This window comes from Roseivirga sp. BDSF3-8, from assembly GCF_041449215.1.
In the GTDB taxonomy this organism is placed as follows: Bacteria; Bacteroidota; Bacteroidia; order Cytophagales; family Cyclobacteriaceae; genus JBGNFV01.
The window spans coordinates 2106872-2123959 of sequence record NZ_JBGNFV010000001.1; the positions used below are offsets into that span (position 1 = coordinate 2106872).

A 17088-nucleotide genomic window follows, 5' to 3' on the forward strand; every position below is an offset into this window, starting at 1 on the left:
ACCTTTATGTTAACTTAATGTTACGGTAAAATTTATCTTTGCAATGGAATTGAATTCTGCAATTCAGCACACAGGGTATGAGAAGGAGAGTTGTTTACATATTTTTAATCTTAATATTATTGTTGACCCAAGGACTTAGTGCCAGGTGTATGTTCATTTCTGAAGGCACACATTTTACCGGCCACACCTCAATTGACTCACTGGTTATTTTTTACTCCCAGAGTAAAGCACTTGATGAGGAAGAAGTGGAAGACCACTTTTCCAGATTAGAAAATCATATTGAGAAATTACAAAAAAAACGTGGTAGTGGCCCGGCTACTGAGTTTTTTCTGAGTAAACTCTTCTATAAAACACATAAGAAATTTCTTCGGAACTATAAGGCCGTGGTAGCGTATGACCGCCTGATCCTTAGCGGTGACTATAACTGTATCAGCGGTACGGCCCTATACGCGGTTGTATTTGATGCACTTGAGATTCCATATACGATATATGAATCCGATGATCATGTATTTCTTATGGTCCAAGCGGGGGAAGAACGTTACCTAATAGAGAGTACAGACCCTCTCAACGGGTTTATAGCTGATGAAACGATCATAGCGAGACACGTTGAAAATATCTCAAATGGCCTGGTTTCAGTATTCCCGACTAGTGTGGGTTCTTCTGAGGGTCTGGCTCAGGGTAAGCCTGGCGTACAGGAATTACCCGGACTTGCAGCATTGGCCGGATTGCAGTATTACAATGAAGCTGTCATTCATTACCGTGAAGGGAAGCTGTCAGAAGCCTACAGGCTGGCATTACGCGGATACCAGTTTTACCCTTCTAAAAGGCTAAAGCTTTGCCTTGACACGATATTGGATGCTATTGTTACCTGTGCTGATGTATCAGAGGAGACTAAACGCAGGCTATATAAGCAGTATATCACTTTTGTTAATAAGTCTTCATCTGCCTCCTAATCCTCACCTGCCCACTCAGGTATTGGAATGTTCACTTCTATCGAGACTCCCTTTGTAACGGTAGGATCCATAGATAAATAGCCTTGATAATGGGAGGCTATATTATGCACAGCCTTATAGTTTTCCGGCCACTTATCTTTTTTTACCTGTAAGTCGAGGCCAGTCTCGCTATCATCATTATCAAGTATATGAAGCCGTACTTGACCAGAGGTGTAGCATAGATAGTAGCAAATAGAAGTAGGGGTTCGCATGAAAGTGGATTCGACTAATAATAGGAGAGATATGGTAAACATGTCCTGTTCAAAATATTTGTTAAACCGCCTGCCTGGCTGATTGCATTCTATTTCCAGAAAGCTGAACTCATCCTCAGCTAGTTGACTAAAGTTTTCTTTGATAACGAAATACAGGCTTTTTTCGGAAAGCCCCTTGCCCTTCAGGCAATCACGAATCATATCCGATGCCAGGCCGTTTCTCACTGTAAACCTAATAAGGTCTTCGAGGTAGCGGAGTGAGTCTGGATACCTGTTTCCCACTTTTTGGGTAATGGCAAGTACATCATCCTGCATAGCATAGTACTTATACACAAGTTGTTGCTGAACGACTTCTGCTACAAAAGAGCGGGTGAGGCTGTTCAATCGACGCTTTTTAGCAGAGGCGGCATTCATATCAAATGGCTTTTGGCTGAGGCCTATGGCATTGGCTGATAGCATTAGAGCATTTTTATTAGCCTGATTGAGTTTGGATAGGGCAAGTGATCGCAACACGCCAAAAACAGCCGCTATAACTAATATAGTAAGGGGAATGGTAACAAGAATCTTAAGAAGCTCAAGAAATGATTGAAGATCCATCCTTACAAAATCTAATGCCAGGAAAGGTAAGCTAGGTACTTAATTATTAATATTCAAAAAAGAGATGTTTAATATTCTTTTAAACTTAAATGATGTTACTCATCAACAGCGAAAATGAATAAAAAAAGCCCGCCGTAGCGAGCTTAATTTTTTTCCTAAAAGGTTATTCACTTATTATTCTGAACTCTACCCTTCGGTTCTGCCTTCTCCCTTCTTCGGTATTATTATCCTCAACCGGATTACTTTCTCCTTTGCCTTCTGTTGCCAGGCGATCAGGGTCCACCCCTTCACCTACCAGATAATTTTTGATGGCCCGGGCTCTTTCACGGGATAGTGTGAGGTTGTATGCATCGTCACCCACATTATCTGTATGCCCGGTAATTCTGATTCTCAGGTCTTCGTTCTTCTTTAAAAGGTCAGCCAATCTATTCAGTCCGAGCTTACTGTCTGACTGAATCGCACTGCTGTTAAAGGCAAAAAATACATTATTGATAGTGATGGGAGCAGCGTATTCTTTACTTACCAAATACAGGTCTTTCTTCATTTCCCGGTAAGAGGTATCCGCCGTCAGGTCAATGTTATCGCTAATAGGTAAGAACTTATCTGCTTGTGGAGTAAATCCATATCTGTTACCCGCAGGCAGCAGAATTTCAAAAAAGCCCTCACTATTTGATTCCAGGGTATCGATAACCTCTGAACTGCTCAGGTTTTGTACTTCAATATTTGCCTGAAGGGGAATTTTTTCATTTTCTCTTTTCTCATAGACATTTCCCTGAATGAAAACCACTGCAGGAGCTTCGTAAAAGAGAGGTAAGGATACTCTGAAAATGTCCGTATTGCCTTCTTCCTGTGATTTTACAAAATAGGCATAATTACCCTCCTTAGGCAGATTAAAGAAGAGATCATCATCCTTTGAATTGATAACGTTGCCCAGGTTTTCAGGTTCAGTCCAGTTAGTCCAAGTGCTATCCAGCCGGCGAGTAACATAAATGTCAGTGCCTCCATATCCGCTGAATCCGCGAGAGCTGTAAAACATTGTTTTTCCGTCTGAGGATAAAAAGGGACCCGCTTCTTCTCCGGCTGAGTTGACTACACTCCCCAGGTTTAGGGGAACACTATAAGAACTATCTTCCTGTTGAAATGACACGTACAGATCACGGTCACCGTGTGAATCATCACGCTGTATAGCCATGAGAAGCACTTCCTGGTCATTGCTTACGTAGTAGTTAGCCTTGGGGGAAAGGTTGTAGTCATCCTTTATTTCTACAGGAGTGGGCTCCTGAAATTCACCATCTACTTTACGGCTGAATGAAATGCCTGGTATCATCCGGTTGCCTTCGTAAATATTTCCCAACAAGAGAACCATGGTATTACCATCACTTGAGATGGCATTGATGAAGTTAGGCTGATCATTATTAAGAGGGGGGCCTATGTTACGCGCTTCTTCCCACTGGCCGGTTTCCTCGTTAATATCTGCTACCCAGATGTCCTCCGGGTCATCTTCACCCCCTACATTGTCCGGGTGATTAAGGCGGCTGAAGTACATCTGTTTGCCATCGGGCGAAACAATGGGTCCGTATTCTGCATAGGGGCTGTTAATTGCTGGTCCTACACGCTCTACTCTTAGAGCAGGATCTAAATTTGTGGCAATGTTTATACCTGCCGTAATTGGATATTGTGTACTTGAGATGCCTATAGCGTCAATTGCATTATAGCCGGGTACAGCATTACCATCAATTACGACCTTTATGGCATGGACCTTATATGGAGTTTTATCAACATTGATATTAAGTACTCTCCCGCTAAGTTCCAGGGGCTGGGGAGTAAGTTCGTAAAGCAGGTACTCGACTCCGGTGCTATCATAGGCAAATACCTTGGAAACCGAGCCTGGATTAAAGCTTTCCCCGATGGCTACTTGTTTTATGCGAATAGGGTTTCGGAACCCGACTTTAATAAATTCTGATTTATTGGGTCTTCGGGGAACCCATGCATTTGGGCTTTCTCCTCCGGCGGGTAGTACATTAGGTCTGCCCAGGGTCTGAAGAGCTGAGTACTGTGGATAAGAGTATTCTGAGGAAACTTCTATTACTGTACTGGCCCATTCCACATTCTGACCTGAAGCTGCCAAAGGGGTCAGCGCCGTAATGATTAAAAGTAGTAAGGTTGATGGTTGGATAGTCATTTGTGGATTTATTAATTTTTGATGATGCGCACCTCCACGCGCCGGTTCAGCCTCCGCGCCTCTTCTGTATTTTCCCGGGTAAGGGGCTGAGATCCTCCAAAAGCTTTCGTTTTAATCCTATTCTTGGATACTCCTTTGGATACAAGGTAATCCCTGACAGCATCTACTCTTTTTTGAGATAGTTTAAGGTTGGCTTTATGTCCGCCACGGTAGTCAGTATGGCCTTCAAGCTGTATTTCCATTTGTGGATTTTCAAGAAGGGTCTTTGCCAGTTCATCCAGTTCCTGATAGGATGGTTCGGTGATCTGATAATCTCCGACCTTAAAAATGAGCTTTTCAAGACGAATAACGCGTCCGACACCCTGGGGTATTAGTTCAAAATGCCTGACATACACACTATCGGAATGAGTACTGTCCGTAAAGGCAATCTCGGCCATTTCATCTTTGTAGCCTGGTGCGGACACGACTACTTTATAAGCGCCATTACCAGGTACAAAAAATGCATAGTCGCCTTGCATCTGTTTTGTATTTGAAATTCCAACGATACTTCCGTAGGGGATTTTTTCGTAGCTCACCTTTGCCAGAAGTGGCTGTTGGTTTTCACTGTCGGTTACCTGCCCCAGTATTTTTATTATGCGTACAGGTTTTTTATCAGGAGATTGAGCATGAGCCTGAAGGCCGATTGTGGTTAACAGGAAAAGCAGACAAAATCCACAAATGAGATTAAACCTCGAGTTCATACGATAGAATCTGGTAAAAAAATCATCCATTAAGGTACGTCATTTTGATAAACAAAATGAGAAAAATTGTACTTTATTCGATTTAATAAATAATTCTCATCTTTTTTTGTGAAAAAATCACAAAAGCCTGCGGGCGATATATTTTCAAAGCTACAACTATGAGGGGGTTTTCATAGTATTTTGATCTTTTGCCTGTAAAATATTACATGCCTTTCAAAACATTGTTTAAAAATTATAATGAACATTTCAGATATTTAATTTTAACATTAGCAGTTTTACCCTTTCAACCAGCTTATTTTCGAAAGAGTTAAAACAACCAAATCATGTATTAATTTGTAGTTAAGACATGATATTTCTTTATGTCATTTCCAAATAAAATAGAAGAAGACTTCTCTATTCTTCAGTCAGTAATAGAAGCCAGCAGGGAGATAGTCATATTGCTAAGCCCTGAGCAAGAGGTTAAAGCATTTAACCAGAAGGCTGCTACGGTAGTGGCTCAGTTTGAAGGGAAGAACCTGAAAACGGGGATAAATATCCAGGACTGTATTCCTGTTGATGATCCTGATGTACTTAGTAAGCTTGTCTCTAAGGCACTTTCAGGACATAAGACTCATCTAACGCATTATTATTTTGTTAGAAAGAGACAAAAAAGATGGTTTGACATCTCCTTCCAGCCACTAATGGCTGGAGAAACTATCCTTCCCTATGTGCTGATCTATGCATCTGATGTGACATCTAGAAGAGAGGAGGCAAACAGGTTTCGAGACCTTGAGCTAAACTTTTCCTCTATTTTTCAGCAGGTTGCAGTAGGGGTGATGCTATATGATATCAATTACAATCCTATCCGTGTCAATAAGAAATTTACTCAAATTACGGGTTATGACCTGAAGGAGTACCGTTCTCAGGGGGCATGGTCTATAACCCATCCTGATTATATAGAAGAAAGTATGGATCTGGCTGCCAAGCTGCTGAATGGCGAGCTGGATCACTATGAGCTGGAAAAGAAGTACCTGCATAAAGACGGTGGGGAAGTATGGATATACCTGACGGCTACGGTAGTAAAAAATCAGCAGGGAGAACCGCGGCAACTGATCAGTGTCGTGCAGGATATAAGCACACAAAAGGAGATAGAAAAGGAACTGAAGGCTAAGAATGAGGAGCTTGACAATTTTGTTTTTAAAGCAGCACATGATCTTAAAGGTCCTATAGCAAGCCTTTTAGGTCTGCATTCAATTGTAGAAGCGGAGGAGTTTCAGGATGAAACTGCAATGTTCTATTTCAAGCACTATAATACCAATGTGCTGAGGTTGAATTATGTACTGGAAAACCTTATCGAGCTTGCTCGTGTCAAGGAGGCTTCTCTTAAGAAAGAGCTTGTTAATACGCGGGAAATAGTTGAGCAGAGTATGCAGGCGCTCAATCACTTACCTGAATACGAAAATATAGACTTCGACCTGAATATTTCCCAGACAGCGGACCTTAAGGCTCAAAAGAGCTTATTAACCTCAATTATTCAGAATCTTCTGGAAAATGCCATTAAGTACTCTGACCATAAGAAGACTCCCCGGGTTACGGTGAATATAGAGGAAAGAAAAGATAGCCTAAAAGTGCAGGTGCAGGATAATGGCATAGGTATGCCGACTGAAGTGCAGGAGAAAATATTTGATATGTTTTATCGGGGTACCGAGCAGAGTAAGGGAAGTGGCCTTGGTTTGTATATAGTGAAAAGTGCTGTAGACAGACTGGGGGGCACGCTCACTGTGGATAGCAAAGACAGGCAGGGAACTATATTTACTGTGTTGCTTCCTGCATGATAAGTCCAGGTAAGGGGATAAAAAAAAGGAGCTGCTCTTAGAAGAGCAGCTCCTTTTTTAATGCCTTTTTCTTACGTGCTACTGCACTTTAGCCAATACCTTTTCTTCTTCCTTAACAGGATAGCTGATGCTTTCCAGCTTTTGTGTCAGGCTTCTTTTTACCTCAGCGAAAGCTTCAGCATGTTCTTTACTGATAGGCTCCGAAGGGGGAAGTTCTACCCTTAGTGCATCTACCTGACGGCCATTCTTCCAAAAACGGAAGCATAAGTGGGGGCCTGTGGCCAGCCCTGTGCTGCCCACATAGCCGATTATCTGTCCCTGCTTTACCTTTACACCCGGGCGAATACCTTGGGCGCGCTTAGACATATGGAGGTACTGAGTGGTATAAACACTGTTGTGCTTTACTTTCACATAGTTGCCATTACCGCTGTTGTAGGTAGAGGCGACTATGATGCCGTCACCGACTGACTTGATAGGGGTGCCTGTGGGGGCCGCATAATCTGTACCCAAATGTGCTTTCCACCGCTTTTGTACGGGATGGAATCGCCTGGGAGAGTAGCGGCTACTGATACGGCTGTAGTTCAGAGGTGCCTTAAGAAATGCTTTGCGAAGGCTGTTGCCCTCCTCATCAAAGTAGTCTACCCCATTGCCCTGATCATAGTAAAAGGCAAAAAACGTATTACCGAAGTGCTCAAATTCAGCTCCTATGATTCTACCCAGCCCAACAGGTTCGCCTTCTACGAGTTGCTGCTCATATATGACTTTAAAGCGATCTCCCTTTTGGATACGGAAGAAGTCGATTTGCCAGGCGAACACATCGGCCAGCTTACTTACGAGTGCGGGAGAGGCTCCTTCATCCATAAGGGTTTGGTACATGCTGCTCTCGATCACACCGCTCATGGTCCTTTCTTCGGTGACTACCTGCCTCTGCTCCTTGTAGATTCTGATGCTATCCTGCAGGTCAAACACGACATATTCCAGCGGACTAGGTTCATAAACCATGGCCTTAGCCGTACGAGCGGAATCATTATCGCAGATGAGAGTATATTTTTTATTGGCAGCCAAACGCCTTACATCAAATACCTCTTTGCTCTTAAGAGCGATGTTGTGGATGGTGCCAAATGAAATATTGTACTCGGAAAGGATGTGTGAAAGGTTTTGGTTAGGCTTTATGACATCCTCTATAATGAGCATAGAATCCACGACCATACCGTATAGAACCTTGGGTTCAGGTTCTGGCTTACTTACGGAATCTGCATGTAAAGTAGCCGAAGCTTCACTTACCTGAGTAGCGCTTGCAGACTGTTGTCTGTAGGGGCTCAACATATAATAGGAAGCAATAGAAAGAGCCACCAAAATTCCGATAGCAAGAATACGTTTTTTCATTAAGAGTCGATATTTGAGCGTTTCGAATTACTAAATAAAGGCTTTTTAGGCACAATTTAAACCTTTAAGTTGGTAACTCTCTAGCTTTCATGTAATTAAGATGTATTTTGATAAGAAAAGCTTCAATTATTATTAAAATTTGAGGGTTATTTCTGCCCTGAAAATTAACGTTCAAGCTGCAGGCATGGTATAGCGGAGCTAGAAAGATTGAAAACATGTGTTTATGACAATAGTATGCCAGAATATTTACATAGGTGACAGGCCTTAAAGCAGAGTCTTGATTTTTGATGACAACAGATTGTATTTTAATTCCTGTGTACGATTTTTGCCTGATTTATGCACATATCCCATGCTGACTGATTACTGATGTATAAAAAAACCCACTTTCCTTTTTACAGGAAAGTGGGTTTTCAGAAACTAAAGGGTGATTTCTTTAGTACTAACGCTAGTATAACGGTAAACTATTGCACGGCGGCTACTTTATTATTTTCATGGGCCTCCAGTCCGCTTTCAAGAAAGTCTTTAAAAGCCTCTACATCTTTATTATACCCCATCGGCTCATTGGTGAGGGGTTGTCCCTGGCTATCCACCAGCACGTAAAAAGGCTGAGCGTTATTACCAAATCGTGTGATCTGGAAGTCGGCATTCTGCTTGCCGATCGTCTTTTTTACCTTACCATCGTATGCTGATTCGTACCACTCAGATTCGGGTAACTCGTAGCGTTCATCTACATAGAGAGATACGACGATATAGTCCTCCCGAAGGCTCTGGAGTACCTCAGGGTCAGACCATACGCTTTCTTCCATTTCCCGGCAGTTGGCACAACCATGACCGGTAAAATCCAGAAAGACAGGTTTGCCGGTGGCTTTACTACAAGCCAGTGCCTGCTCATATTCAAAGTACCCAAAGAGTCCCTGAGGGATTTCCAGGAAGTCGTTGTACTTAGGTGATTCACAGGCTTCTTCTTCCACTACGGAAACCTGTTCGCCCACTGCAGATTGTTCACGCATAAGGCGAACAATATTGAAGTCCTGGGTCGACATAGGCGGAAGGTAACCTGCGATAGCCTTAAGGGGTGCTCCAAACAGGCCGGGGATAAGGTATAGAACGAAAGCAAAGGTAATAATGGAGAGCAATAACCTGCCTACCCCGATGCCTTCATTTGGTCCGTCGGAGGCCAGGCGTATTTTACCGAGCAGGTAAAAGCCCATAAGGCTGAATATTACTATCCAGATGACAAGAAATACATCTCTGTCCAATATGCCCCAGTGATAAACCAGGTCTATCATACTGAGAAACTTGAATGCCAGGGCTAGCTCCAGGAAGCCAAATACGACTTTGACGGCGTTGAGCCAAGAGCCCGACTGGCCGCGGATAAACTTATCCACCACTCCTGGTGAAAAGGCCAGAACAGTAAGGGGCAAAGCCATGCCCAGGCCAAAGCTGAACATGCCGGCTACAGGCTGTAGTATGTCTCCGCTGGCAGAGGCTACCAAAAGACTACCTACTATGGGACCTGTGCAGCTAAAGCTTACCACCACCAGGGTAAGGGCCATGAAGAATACCCCGATCAGACCTCCTTTATCCGCCTGATCATCTATTTTATTAACCAGGCCGCTGGGTAAGGTGATCTCAAAAAGTCCGAAAAAGCTGAGGGCAAATATGAGAAAGGTCAGGAAGAAAATAGTGTTGGGCAGCCAGTGGGTGCTTATTTCATTATTAGCATCCGCTCCCAGCAGGCCTGCCACAAGTGTACCGGCTACTGTATAAATGACTACTATACTAAGCCCATAAAAAAGTGCCTTTGTATGACCACCCTTCTTATCACCTGAAAACATACTCAGGGTCATAGGGAGGATGGGAAAAACACAGGGGGTAATGAGTACAGCCATTCCGGCAAGGAAGGCGATGAGAAGAAAGCTCCATAGGCTTTCTTTTTTTTCAGCCTCGTTTTTTTCCGGCTGTCCGGTGGCTATGACACTTTTTTCAGGGTTTTCGGTGTCATTTGCCGGGGTGGTACTGTCGTTGTTCATAGCGCTAAACACGCTGCCGGAAGACTCAGAGCTTGTTTGTGCGTTGCCCTTTTCAGGATTAGTGGTTCCTGCCAGTAAGGTGTTTTCGCCGGTTAGGGCTACACTGAACTCATATTCTTTAGGAATACACTGTCCTGTAATATCACTACAGGTTTGATATTCGATTATTCCCGTGGCTACAGGATCATCTTTTCCTGTAAGCTTTACAGGCTGACGAAAAACCCCTGTTTGCTTAAAGTAGGTGACATTCCCTTCAAATATTTCATCAAACTTCTCTTTAGGGTCTACGGGAATTACTTCGCCGGAAAGCTGGTACCCTTCTTCATCTTCATAGATAAAGGTGGTAACCTGGGGGCCCAGATCGGGGTCAAAGTCACTGCTGTAAAGGTACCAATCGGGATCGATGGTTGCTTTGAATACGATGATCCGTTCATCAGGTGAACTACCTTCTTCCACTGTGGTTTGCCACTGAACCGGATCCAGGATCTGGGCAGCAGAAGGGGTGATCGTTCCTAATGTCAGTAATAGAGTTAGGAGTAAAAGGAGATACCTCATCGGGCGATTAGTGAATGTTTATTTCCTTATTCAATACGGTTGCCTGCAATCAAAGTTCCTTAGGAGGCCAAAAGACGAAAAGCGGAGTAAATACCCCGCTTTTCGTAATAAGTTAATGATGGATTACTTTCCATGAACTTCACCAAAGTGCTTATGGAATAAGCTAATGGTTTCTATTCCTTTGATAAAGTTGAATATGCCGTAGCTTTCATTAGGCGAGTGAATGGCATCACTGTTAAGGCCAAACCCAAGGAGTATGCTATCAAGGCCCAGTTCCTTTTGGAAAAGTGCTACGATAGGGATACTTCCTCCGTCACGGGTAGGTACAGGGCGCTTGTTCCATGCTTCCTCAAAGGCGCGGCTGGCAGCTTCAAAGCCTGGTGAGTCGGTAGGCACCACCGCAGGCTGGCCGCCATGGTGAGGTTTTACCTTCACTTTCACCCCCTCAGGAGCAATAGACATGAAGTGCTTTTCAAAAAGCGCTGTGATTTCGTGGTGGTCCTGGTCCGGTACTAACCTCATGCTTATTTTAGCATAGGCTTTAGAGGGCAATACTGTTTTGGCTCCTTCACCAGTATATCCTCCCCATATCCCATTTACATCAAGAGTAGGCCGGATGCCCAGCTGCTCGAGTATGGTATAGCCCTTCTCACCAGCAAGGCCATCCACACCGAGTTCTTTTTTATATGCCTCTTCATCAAACGGGGCTTTTGCCAGTTCTTTCCTTTCCTCAAGAGTCAGCTCGGCTACCTTATCGTAGAAGCCTGGGATAGTAATCCGGTTATTTTCATCCTGCAGGCTGGCGATCATGCGGCATAGCGTATTGATAGGGTTTGCCACGGCACCACCGTATGTGCCACTATGCAGGTCGCGGTTAGGTCCGGTTACTTCTACCTCCAGGTAGCTCAGCCCCTTGAGGCCTACCGTAACGCTGGGATGCTCATTGCTTATCATGCTGGTGTCAGATACTACGATCACATCAGCTTTTAGCAGCTCTTTATTATTCTTTACAAAGATATCGAGGTTCTCTGAGCCTACTTCTTCCTCACCTTCAATCATCATTTTGACGTTGCAAGGGAGGCCTGTGGTATTATTAAGTACCTCCAGGGCTTTAATATGCATGTAAAACTGGCCTTTATCATCGGCTGCACCTCTCGCAAATATTTTTTGGTCTTTTACGACAGGCTCGAAAGGGGGTGAGTCCCAAAGCTCGTACGGATCAGCAGGCTGCACATCGTAGTGGCCATAGATAAGGATAGTAGGAAGTGAAGGATCTACGATCTTTTCGCCATATACAATGGGGTGGCCCTTCGTTTCATGAAGCTCCGCTGAATCGGCACCAGCTTCAAGTATTTTCTCACGTACCCACTCGGCCGCCCGGCGTACGTCGGCTTTAAACTTACTGTCTGCACTTACCGAAGGGATCCGAAGCAGATCAAACAGTTCGTCTATGAATCGCTGCCGGTTACTTTCGATGTAGCTTTTGGTATCTGTACCTTTCGTTTGGTTCATATTGCTTATTTCAATCAGCTTAAGGAGTTTATTTTTTCGGCATTCTGCCCTTGAAAAGGGGCAAAGGTACAATAGTTAGACGAATTTTGGGAAAATTACAAGCATAAACCACCTTTCTGAAATGCAAAAACCCGGCGCAGGCCGGGTTTTTCATGGTTTTACTTTATAAATCAGAAGCCTTCATCCTCCTCTTCCTCTTCACCCTCTTCGGGAGCTGGCAGGCCAAAGCCATCGTCAGGTGTGGCCAGCGGATCTACCACCGGATCGGTGGGCAGGTCGAGGTTATATGGCTCTTCTATGCCAAAGTATGTTTTTCTAAAGCGGTTAATGAAGCCGAGTACATCGCTCATTTCACCCTGGAAGAAGACGAACTCTCCCAGCTTGGCTTTATCTACATTGGTCTTTTCATTTACGAGGTTATTAAACTGGTCATTGGAACTGTACATGAGTAAACGCCCCTGTTCGTACTGGAAGAAATACCAGCTTACATTACTCATTTGCATGAAGATGTTGACCTGTTCGCCCTCCATGGTTTTGCGAATTTCCACGAAGCCGTCTGTCATGGCGTTTATGTCCTGGTTACCGATGTTTGACACACCGATTTTACCTTCACTATACCATGCGGTATTACCTTCACTCCACTTCAAGTCCAGCGTACTTAATGAGATGGTTTTTTGTAACTCACCTCCCATGCTCAAAAGAGGTACGTATTCCTCCAGGCTTTTCTCTTCATAGGCACGGGCACTTCTTTCGCCTATGATCTCACTGACTTTATACAGGAGGCCTGTAAGGTCCTGGTGAGCCTCGGGCAGGCCTAATCTGTCAATCACATCCTTCATGTCCATGGCCATGATGTCAGTGATCTGTGAAGAAATATCCCACTCGAATACGCTGAAGGTATTAAAACTCAGGTCACTGGTGGTCATGTTACCACTACCCTTACCGGCACTCACAACTGAAATATTAGGGTCTCCGCTAATGAAGTTAAATGGCCCTTCAAACTGGATGTCACTGGTCTCTACATTATAGGCCAGGTAACTGCCGCTATAAGATTCTCCACTGGCTTTTTTCTCCTCCTCTACCTTATACTGGTCATTTTCCTGGTCATAGTATAGTGTACCGCTGGGAATAAAGAAGTCCTCATCGGAAGGGGTACGCTTCTCAGTCACGAATGTACTGTAGAGCTGGTTGGTCCCTTCCTGAATGTGAATACCTGCACTAATGGGCTCACCCTTTTCGGTAATAGCCTCCTCATAGCGAAATCTTATTTCCTGCTGTTCAGCGTCGGACTTATATACGATCCAGGTATCATAACCGGGAATATCGAGATTAAGCTTAACATGTCCGTCCAGTTCCAGTGCGGGCTTATTCGCGATCATTTTTACTGTACCACGGAATACCATACCAGGAGAGATGATGAACTCGTTACGTTCCCAAACATCGCCGCTGGATACGGTAGCGAGTTTGGTGCGGCGGCCATCCTTTACTTCCTGCAGATCGAATCTTTCGAAAGGAATGGAGAAGGTGTCGGCGTCTGCATTCACATAGCGATAGATTGCACTCCCTTCAAATGCCGTACGAGAAAGAATCTTGATATCTCCATCGTAGAGGTTATGATAGCCGTCCAACGTGTCTATTACCAGGGTGGCTTTTTTTAGCCTGTCCAGTTCCGCATTCTGCAAAATGGTCATTTCCCCTTCATTAGGGGTAACCTTGGCATCTGCTACTTTGATAAAAGGGATACCGCTCACGTGCAGCTGGAGGGTCTCGATGTCATATACCGCTCCGCTGGCATTGAAGGCAAGGCTATCGAGGTCTTTACGTGTGGTGTAGAAGTATGAGTTTTCTATGGATACATCCTTTGGCTTGGTCATATAGACCTTCTTCTCGTCCAGCTTCCAGGTGGCCGTAGGTATGGATGTTTTGTACCGGGCGTAAGGAAATTCCATAGCGGCCACGCCCTCCTCTTCAGGATTAATGGTCGCGATGTCATTCACCAGGTCGAACTGTAGTCTGATATCCCGTCCTGTAATCGTTGGCTTTTTGGGATCCGATGACTTTACCTCGAAGTTGGCGTTTCTGGCTCCGAAGCTGCTCTCACCAAATACCATCTTGCGGGACCTGGCTTCTGATCCTCTGGTAAGTAGTTTGCCATCGGCAAACATGCCTGTGCTGGTAAGGGTAGCTGTACCATACAGGTTGGCGGTATTTTTATAAAGCTCAAAAGGAACCTCCTCAAGGTTTGTGATATGCATGCTGTCCTGCTGGGGCAGCCACTTCATTTCATATTTCTGTACGCTGGCAGCAGGGTAGGAGGCGCCTCCCAGCGAACCGGGCCGAATGATAGCTTTTGAACCTACAGCCGTTACACTGTCTTTGTAAAATATGAATTCGTCGGAATAAGCAGTGGCTGTAAGGTGATCTATCTTTTCATTTGCACGAAGTCCATTATTATCGAGGGTAATGGTACCGTATAGCCTTGCGTCCCCTTCATAAAGAGGATATCCCTCCTGGGGTACCTCATGTACAAAACCGAGGCTGTTGTCCTCCTTTACGGATAGCTGAGCACTGAAATCCGGAAATATACCACCGGATGAAAAGACCCCTTCAAAGGTAATGGCCTTTTTGTCGTGTGCATTTATACTATCAAGGTCAAAGGGAGGTATCTGAAACTGAAGGTTATCATCGTACGCTCCGCCCAGGATTTCTTTACCTGAAAAGAATACAGTGGCACCTTTTTCGGCACTGAATTTAGGAAACTCGGGATAGCGCTTGAGAGCGGATTTGTTATTGGGCTTATTGATATATAGCACACCAGCTGTTTCTACAAGCTGGTTTTTCATCCTGTTCTTCATGTTTTTACTATAGCGATCCTTTTCCTCCCTTTCTAGATTAAGTTTAATACTGTCTATCTGGGGCAAGGCAATAAGGAAGCTATCGTAGTCAAAGAGAAACTCCTTACCGATGTATTCGAAGTTACCGGCATTTAGCTTTCCGTCGAATACAAAGTCGCGGTTATTCAGCAGGGTGATTTGATTGTCATTCGGTTCTATACTCACATCCAGCTCTTCACTGAGGTAAAACTCCTTTATACCTCTGACAGTGAGTTCCTGGCTTTTCAGGTTGAGTGTTCCATTAGGCCCGCCGGGGGAAAGGCTGGGGATGATCATGTTGTCATAATCCTTCTTTTTACCCTTACTCATCACATAGTGAAACCCTTTGCGGCGAATCTTAACGTAGCCCGTTTGCGGCTGGTAATCGATGTAACCGTTCTGCATGAGCTCTACCATTGCATTTCGAAGGGTTTTAGGGTCCTTCTTAAAGGCTTCAGCCATATCATCTGAATAGAACTCAGAGCTACGGTTTTTACGTGCGTAGCTTACTGCCATAAGGAGCGGATGATATCCGTAAAGCCCGCTCAGGCGGTTAAATCGCTGCTCATTGTAATATTCCTGCGACTCGAAAATGGCGGGAATTTCATTCCTCGCATTCAATATGGATATATCCAGGCTATCCAGGTCGGTCTGCCACCTGATCATATCAGCATAGATGTCCATATTGTAGTAAGAGGCGAAGAATGGAGTGTTCTTAAACCCGCCGTCAGAGGTAAGCACAGTAAGCTCCTTCTGTGGAATGGAGTAGCTAAAGTTTACGGCGGGGTGGTACAGGCTGTCTGCCTGGTGAAATATGGTGATTATGGCCTTATTAGCGGTAATAAGGGAGTCACCAAGTGTGAAGCGTCTTGCCAGGGCTCTGAACTTATCTTTGTGCTCGATACTACTCATGCTTTCCAGCACGCTGGAGCTATAGATTTTAGGGCCGGACATCGAGAAGCCTCCGCGATAGACAAGGTCTTCTCCTGCGATACCTTCTACACGAATATTGCCATCATAGCTTTTGAAACGTGGATGTGTGGCATTTTCTGGGGCATAGGCGCGATTACTGTCCCATTCGAAAACTCCCTCTACGGGTGAGGACAGCCTGCCTACATAGGTGAGCTTTACCTTATCGGCACTAAAGTCTACTTTGTTAGGGCTTACGACAAACTGATCCATCTCTGCAAAAACAGAATCGGCGCTCAGTCCGGCATTTTCCCAGGAAAAAGTACCTCCCTCTCCAACAAATTTATTGTCAATAGGCATCCAGCTACCGGAGGTTTCATAAAGCGTAACGCTGTCATATGGGGTGACAAAGCCTAAGTTTGTGCGTGTAAACTTAACGACTGGTCCTTGAATTTCAGGGATGATTATTTCAGTAAGGGCATAAGCGGTGGTAATGGGGTCCTCTTCTACACTTTCTTCTTCTTCTTCCTGCTCGTCCCAGGAGGTACCCCAGTCATCCTCAGAACCAGAATCTTCCGTTTCCCAGTCACTAAACCATCCATCGTCCTCCTGTTCTTCCTGCCCGGCCTCTTCCTCCAAAGGTGATTTTTGGGCAGGGGCGGGCTCTGGTACGGTGTTTTCTATAAAGTCAAAAGTAAATGTGCCGCCCCGGGCATACAGGCTATTGTAGTTATTATGGTGCATAGCCTGGTAGCGAAACAGGGTACTTAGCTGCCTGTAAAAAGAGGTAATCTCTTTGTTTTCATAGGTATCCAGCACCTTTTCGGTTACGTTCAGTAGGTTGGACAGCTCAGCAGCGTTTACGGCGTTGCTATCTACTGCATAGGCCAGCATGGTAAAATAGTCCTGAAAGACTGGCCTTGGCCGCAGGTTTTTTTCCTCCATCCTGGTGGCTATCTTCTCTATTCGCTCCTTTTGGGAAGCGGTAAACGCTCCGCTTTGCCACTTTTGTGCGAAAAGGTTGCCTATTTCAATGGCTTGTTCCTGTTTGGTCCTGGTCATCATTTCCAGGGCTTTCTCCCCAAATCCGCCTTCCTGTGGCTGATCTGATTGCGCCCAGGCGATTGCTCCATAGACCATAAATGAAAAGAACAGAATAAGTCCTTTAAAGTATTTCATACACCTCGTTTATTCATATCCTGTGCCGCAATACCCAGTAGGCCTGGACCCGGCTTCAGTACACCAACTTTAAAAATACCAAATTGAGAGGCTCCATGGGCGAT

The 17088-nt window shown here is 44.7% G+C and carries 9 protein-coding genes; 2 read left to right on the plus strand and 7 right to left on the minus strand.

What is annotated here, in order from left to right; genetic code table 11:
* Positions 1 to 149: 149 nt before the first annotated feature.
* Positions 150 to 953, plus strand: a complete 804-nt coding sequence (locus AB9P05_RS08570) for a hypothetical protein (protein ID WP_371908410.1) — start codon at positions 150 to 152, stop codon at positions 951 to 953.
* On the opposite strand, the gene AB9P05_RS08575 is transcribed toward AB9P05_RS08570, so the two are convergent.
* The 3 genes from AB9P05_RS08575 to AB9P05_RS08585 form a co-directional block, all read right to left on the minus strand.
* Entirely contained in the window at positions 950 to 1801 is an 852-nt protein-coding gene (locus tag AB9P05_RS08575) for a hypothetical protein (protein WP_371908411.1), read from the minus strand. The genes AB9P05_RS08570 and AB9P05_RS08575 overlap by 4 nt on opposite strands.
* 163 nt (positions 1802 to 1964) lie before the next feature.
* Positions 1965 to 3983 (minus strand): OmpA family protein, encoded by a 2019-nt coding sequence (locus AB9P05_RS08580; protein WP_371908412.1) that lies wholly within the window; start codon positions 3981 to 3983, stop codon positions 1965 to 1967.
* Between the two features lie 11 nt (positions 3984 to 3994).
* On the minus strand, positions 3995 to 4723 hold the full coding sequence (locus tag AB9P05_RS08585; protein ID WP_371908413.1) for an OmpA family protein: 729 nt from the start codon (positions 4721 to 4723) through the stop codon (positions 3995 to 3997).
* Between the two features lie 359 nt (positions 4724 to 5082).
* On the opposite strand from AB9P05_RS08585, the gene AB9P05_RS08590 reads away from it, so the two are divergent.
* Positions 5083 to 6537 carry an ATP-binding protein gene (locus AB9P05_RS08590; RefSeq protein ID WP_371908414.1) on the plus strand — a complete coding sequence of 485 codons (1455 nt, stop codon included), beginning with the start codon at positions 5083 to 5085 and terminating at the stop codon, positions 6535 to 6537.
* Positions 6538 to 6615: 78 nt separating this feature from the next.
* On the opposite strand, the gene AB9P05_RS08595 is transcribed toward AB9P05_RS08590, so the two are convergent.
* From AB9P05_RS08595 to AB9P05_RS08610, 4 genes are all read right to left on the minus strand, one after another.
* Positions 6616 to 7923, minus strand: a complete 1308-nt coding sequence (locus tag AB9P05_RS08595) for a peptidoglycan DD-metalloendopeptidase family protein (protein ID WP_371908415.1) — start codon at positions 7921 to 7923, stop codon at positions 6616 to 6618.
* A 461-nt stretch (positions 7924 to 8384) separates the two neighbouring features.
* Positions 8385 to 10511, minus strand: a complete 2127-nt coding sequence (locus AB9P05_RS08600) for a protein-disulfide reductase DsbD family protein (RefSeq protein WP_371908416.1) — start codon at positions 10509 to 10511, stop codon at positions 8385 to 8387.
* 123 nt (positions 10512 to 10634) lie between these two features.
* A complete protein-coding gene (locus AB9P05_RS08605) occupies positions 10635 to 12023 on the minus strand; it encodes a dipeptidase (protein ID WP_371908417.1) in 1389 nt (462 codons plus the stop codon).
* Between the two features lie 170 nt (positions 12024 to 12193).
* Positions 12194 to 16984, minus strand: coding sequence for a hypothetical protein (locus AB9P05_RS08610; protein ID WP_371908418.1), 4791 nt, complete (start codon positions 16982 to 16984; stop codon positions 12194 to 12196).
* Positions 16985 to 17088 lie beyond the last annotated feature (104 nt).

Excerpts from the sequence above, each read along its gene's own strand:
- AB9P05_RS08570 (WP_371908410.1), top strand. The coding sequence starts at position 150 with ATGTTCATTTCTGAAGGCACACATTTTACCGGCCACACCTCAATTGAC.
- AB9P05_RS08575 (WP_371908411.1), bottom strand. The coding sequence starts at position 1,801 with ATGGATCTTCAATCATTTCTTGAGCTTCTTAAGATTCTTGTTACCATT.
- AB9P05_RS08580 (WP_371908412.1), bottom strand. The coding sequence starts at position 3,983 with ATGACTATCCAACCATCAACCTTACTACTTTTAATCATTACGGCGCTG.
- AB9P05_RS08585 (WP_371908413.1), bottom strand. The coding sequence starts at position 4,723 with ATGAACTCGAGGTTTAATCTCATTTGTGGATTTTGTCTGCTTTTCCTG.
- AB9P05_RS08590 (WP_371908414.1), top strand. The coding sequence starts at position 5,083 with ATGTCATTTCCAAATAAAATAGAAGAAGACTTCTCTATTCTTCAGTCA.
- AB9P05_RS08595 (WP_371908415.1), bottom strand. The coding sequence starts at position 7,923 with ATGAAAAAACGTATTCTTGCTATCGGAATTTTGGTGGCTCTTTCTATT.
- AB9P05_RS08600 (WP_371908416.1), bottom strand. The coding sequence starts at position 10,511 with ATGAGGTATCTCCTTTTACTCCTAACTCTATTACTGACATTAGGAACG.
- AB9P05_RS08605 (WP_371908417.1), bottom strand. The coding sequence starts at position 12,023 with ATGAACCAAACGAAAGGTACAGATACCAAAAGCTACATCGAAAGTAAC.
- AB9P05_RS08610 (WP_371908418.1), bottom strand. The coding sequence starts at position 16,984 with ATGAAATACTTTAAAGGACTTATTCTGTTCTTTTCATTTATGGTCTAT.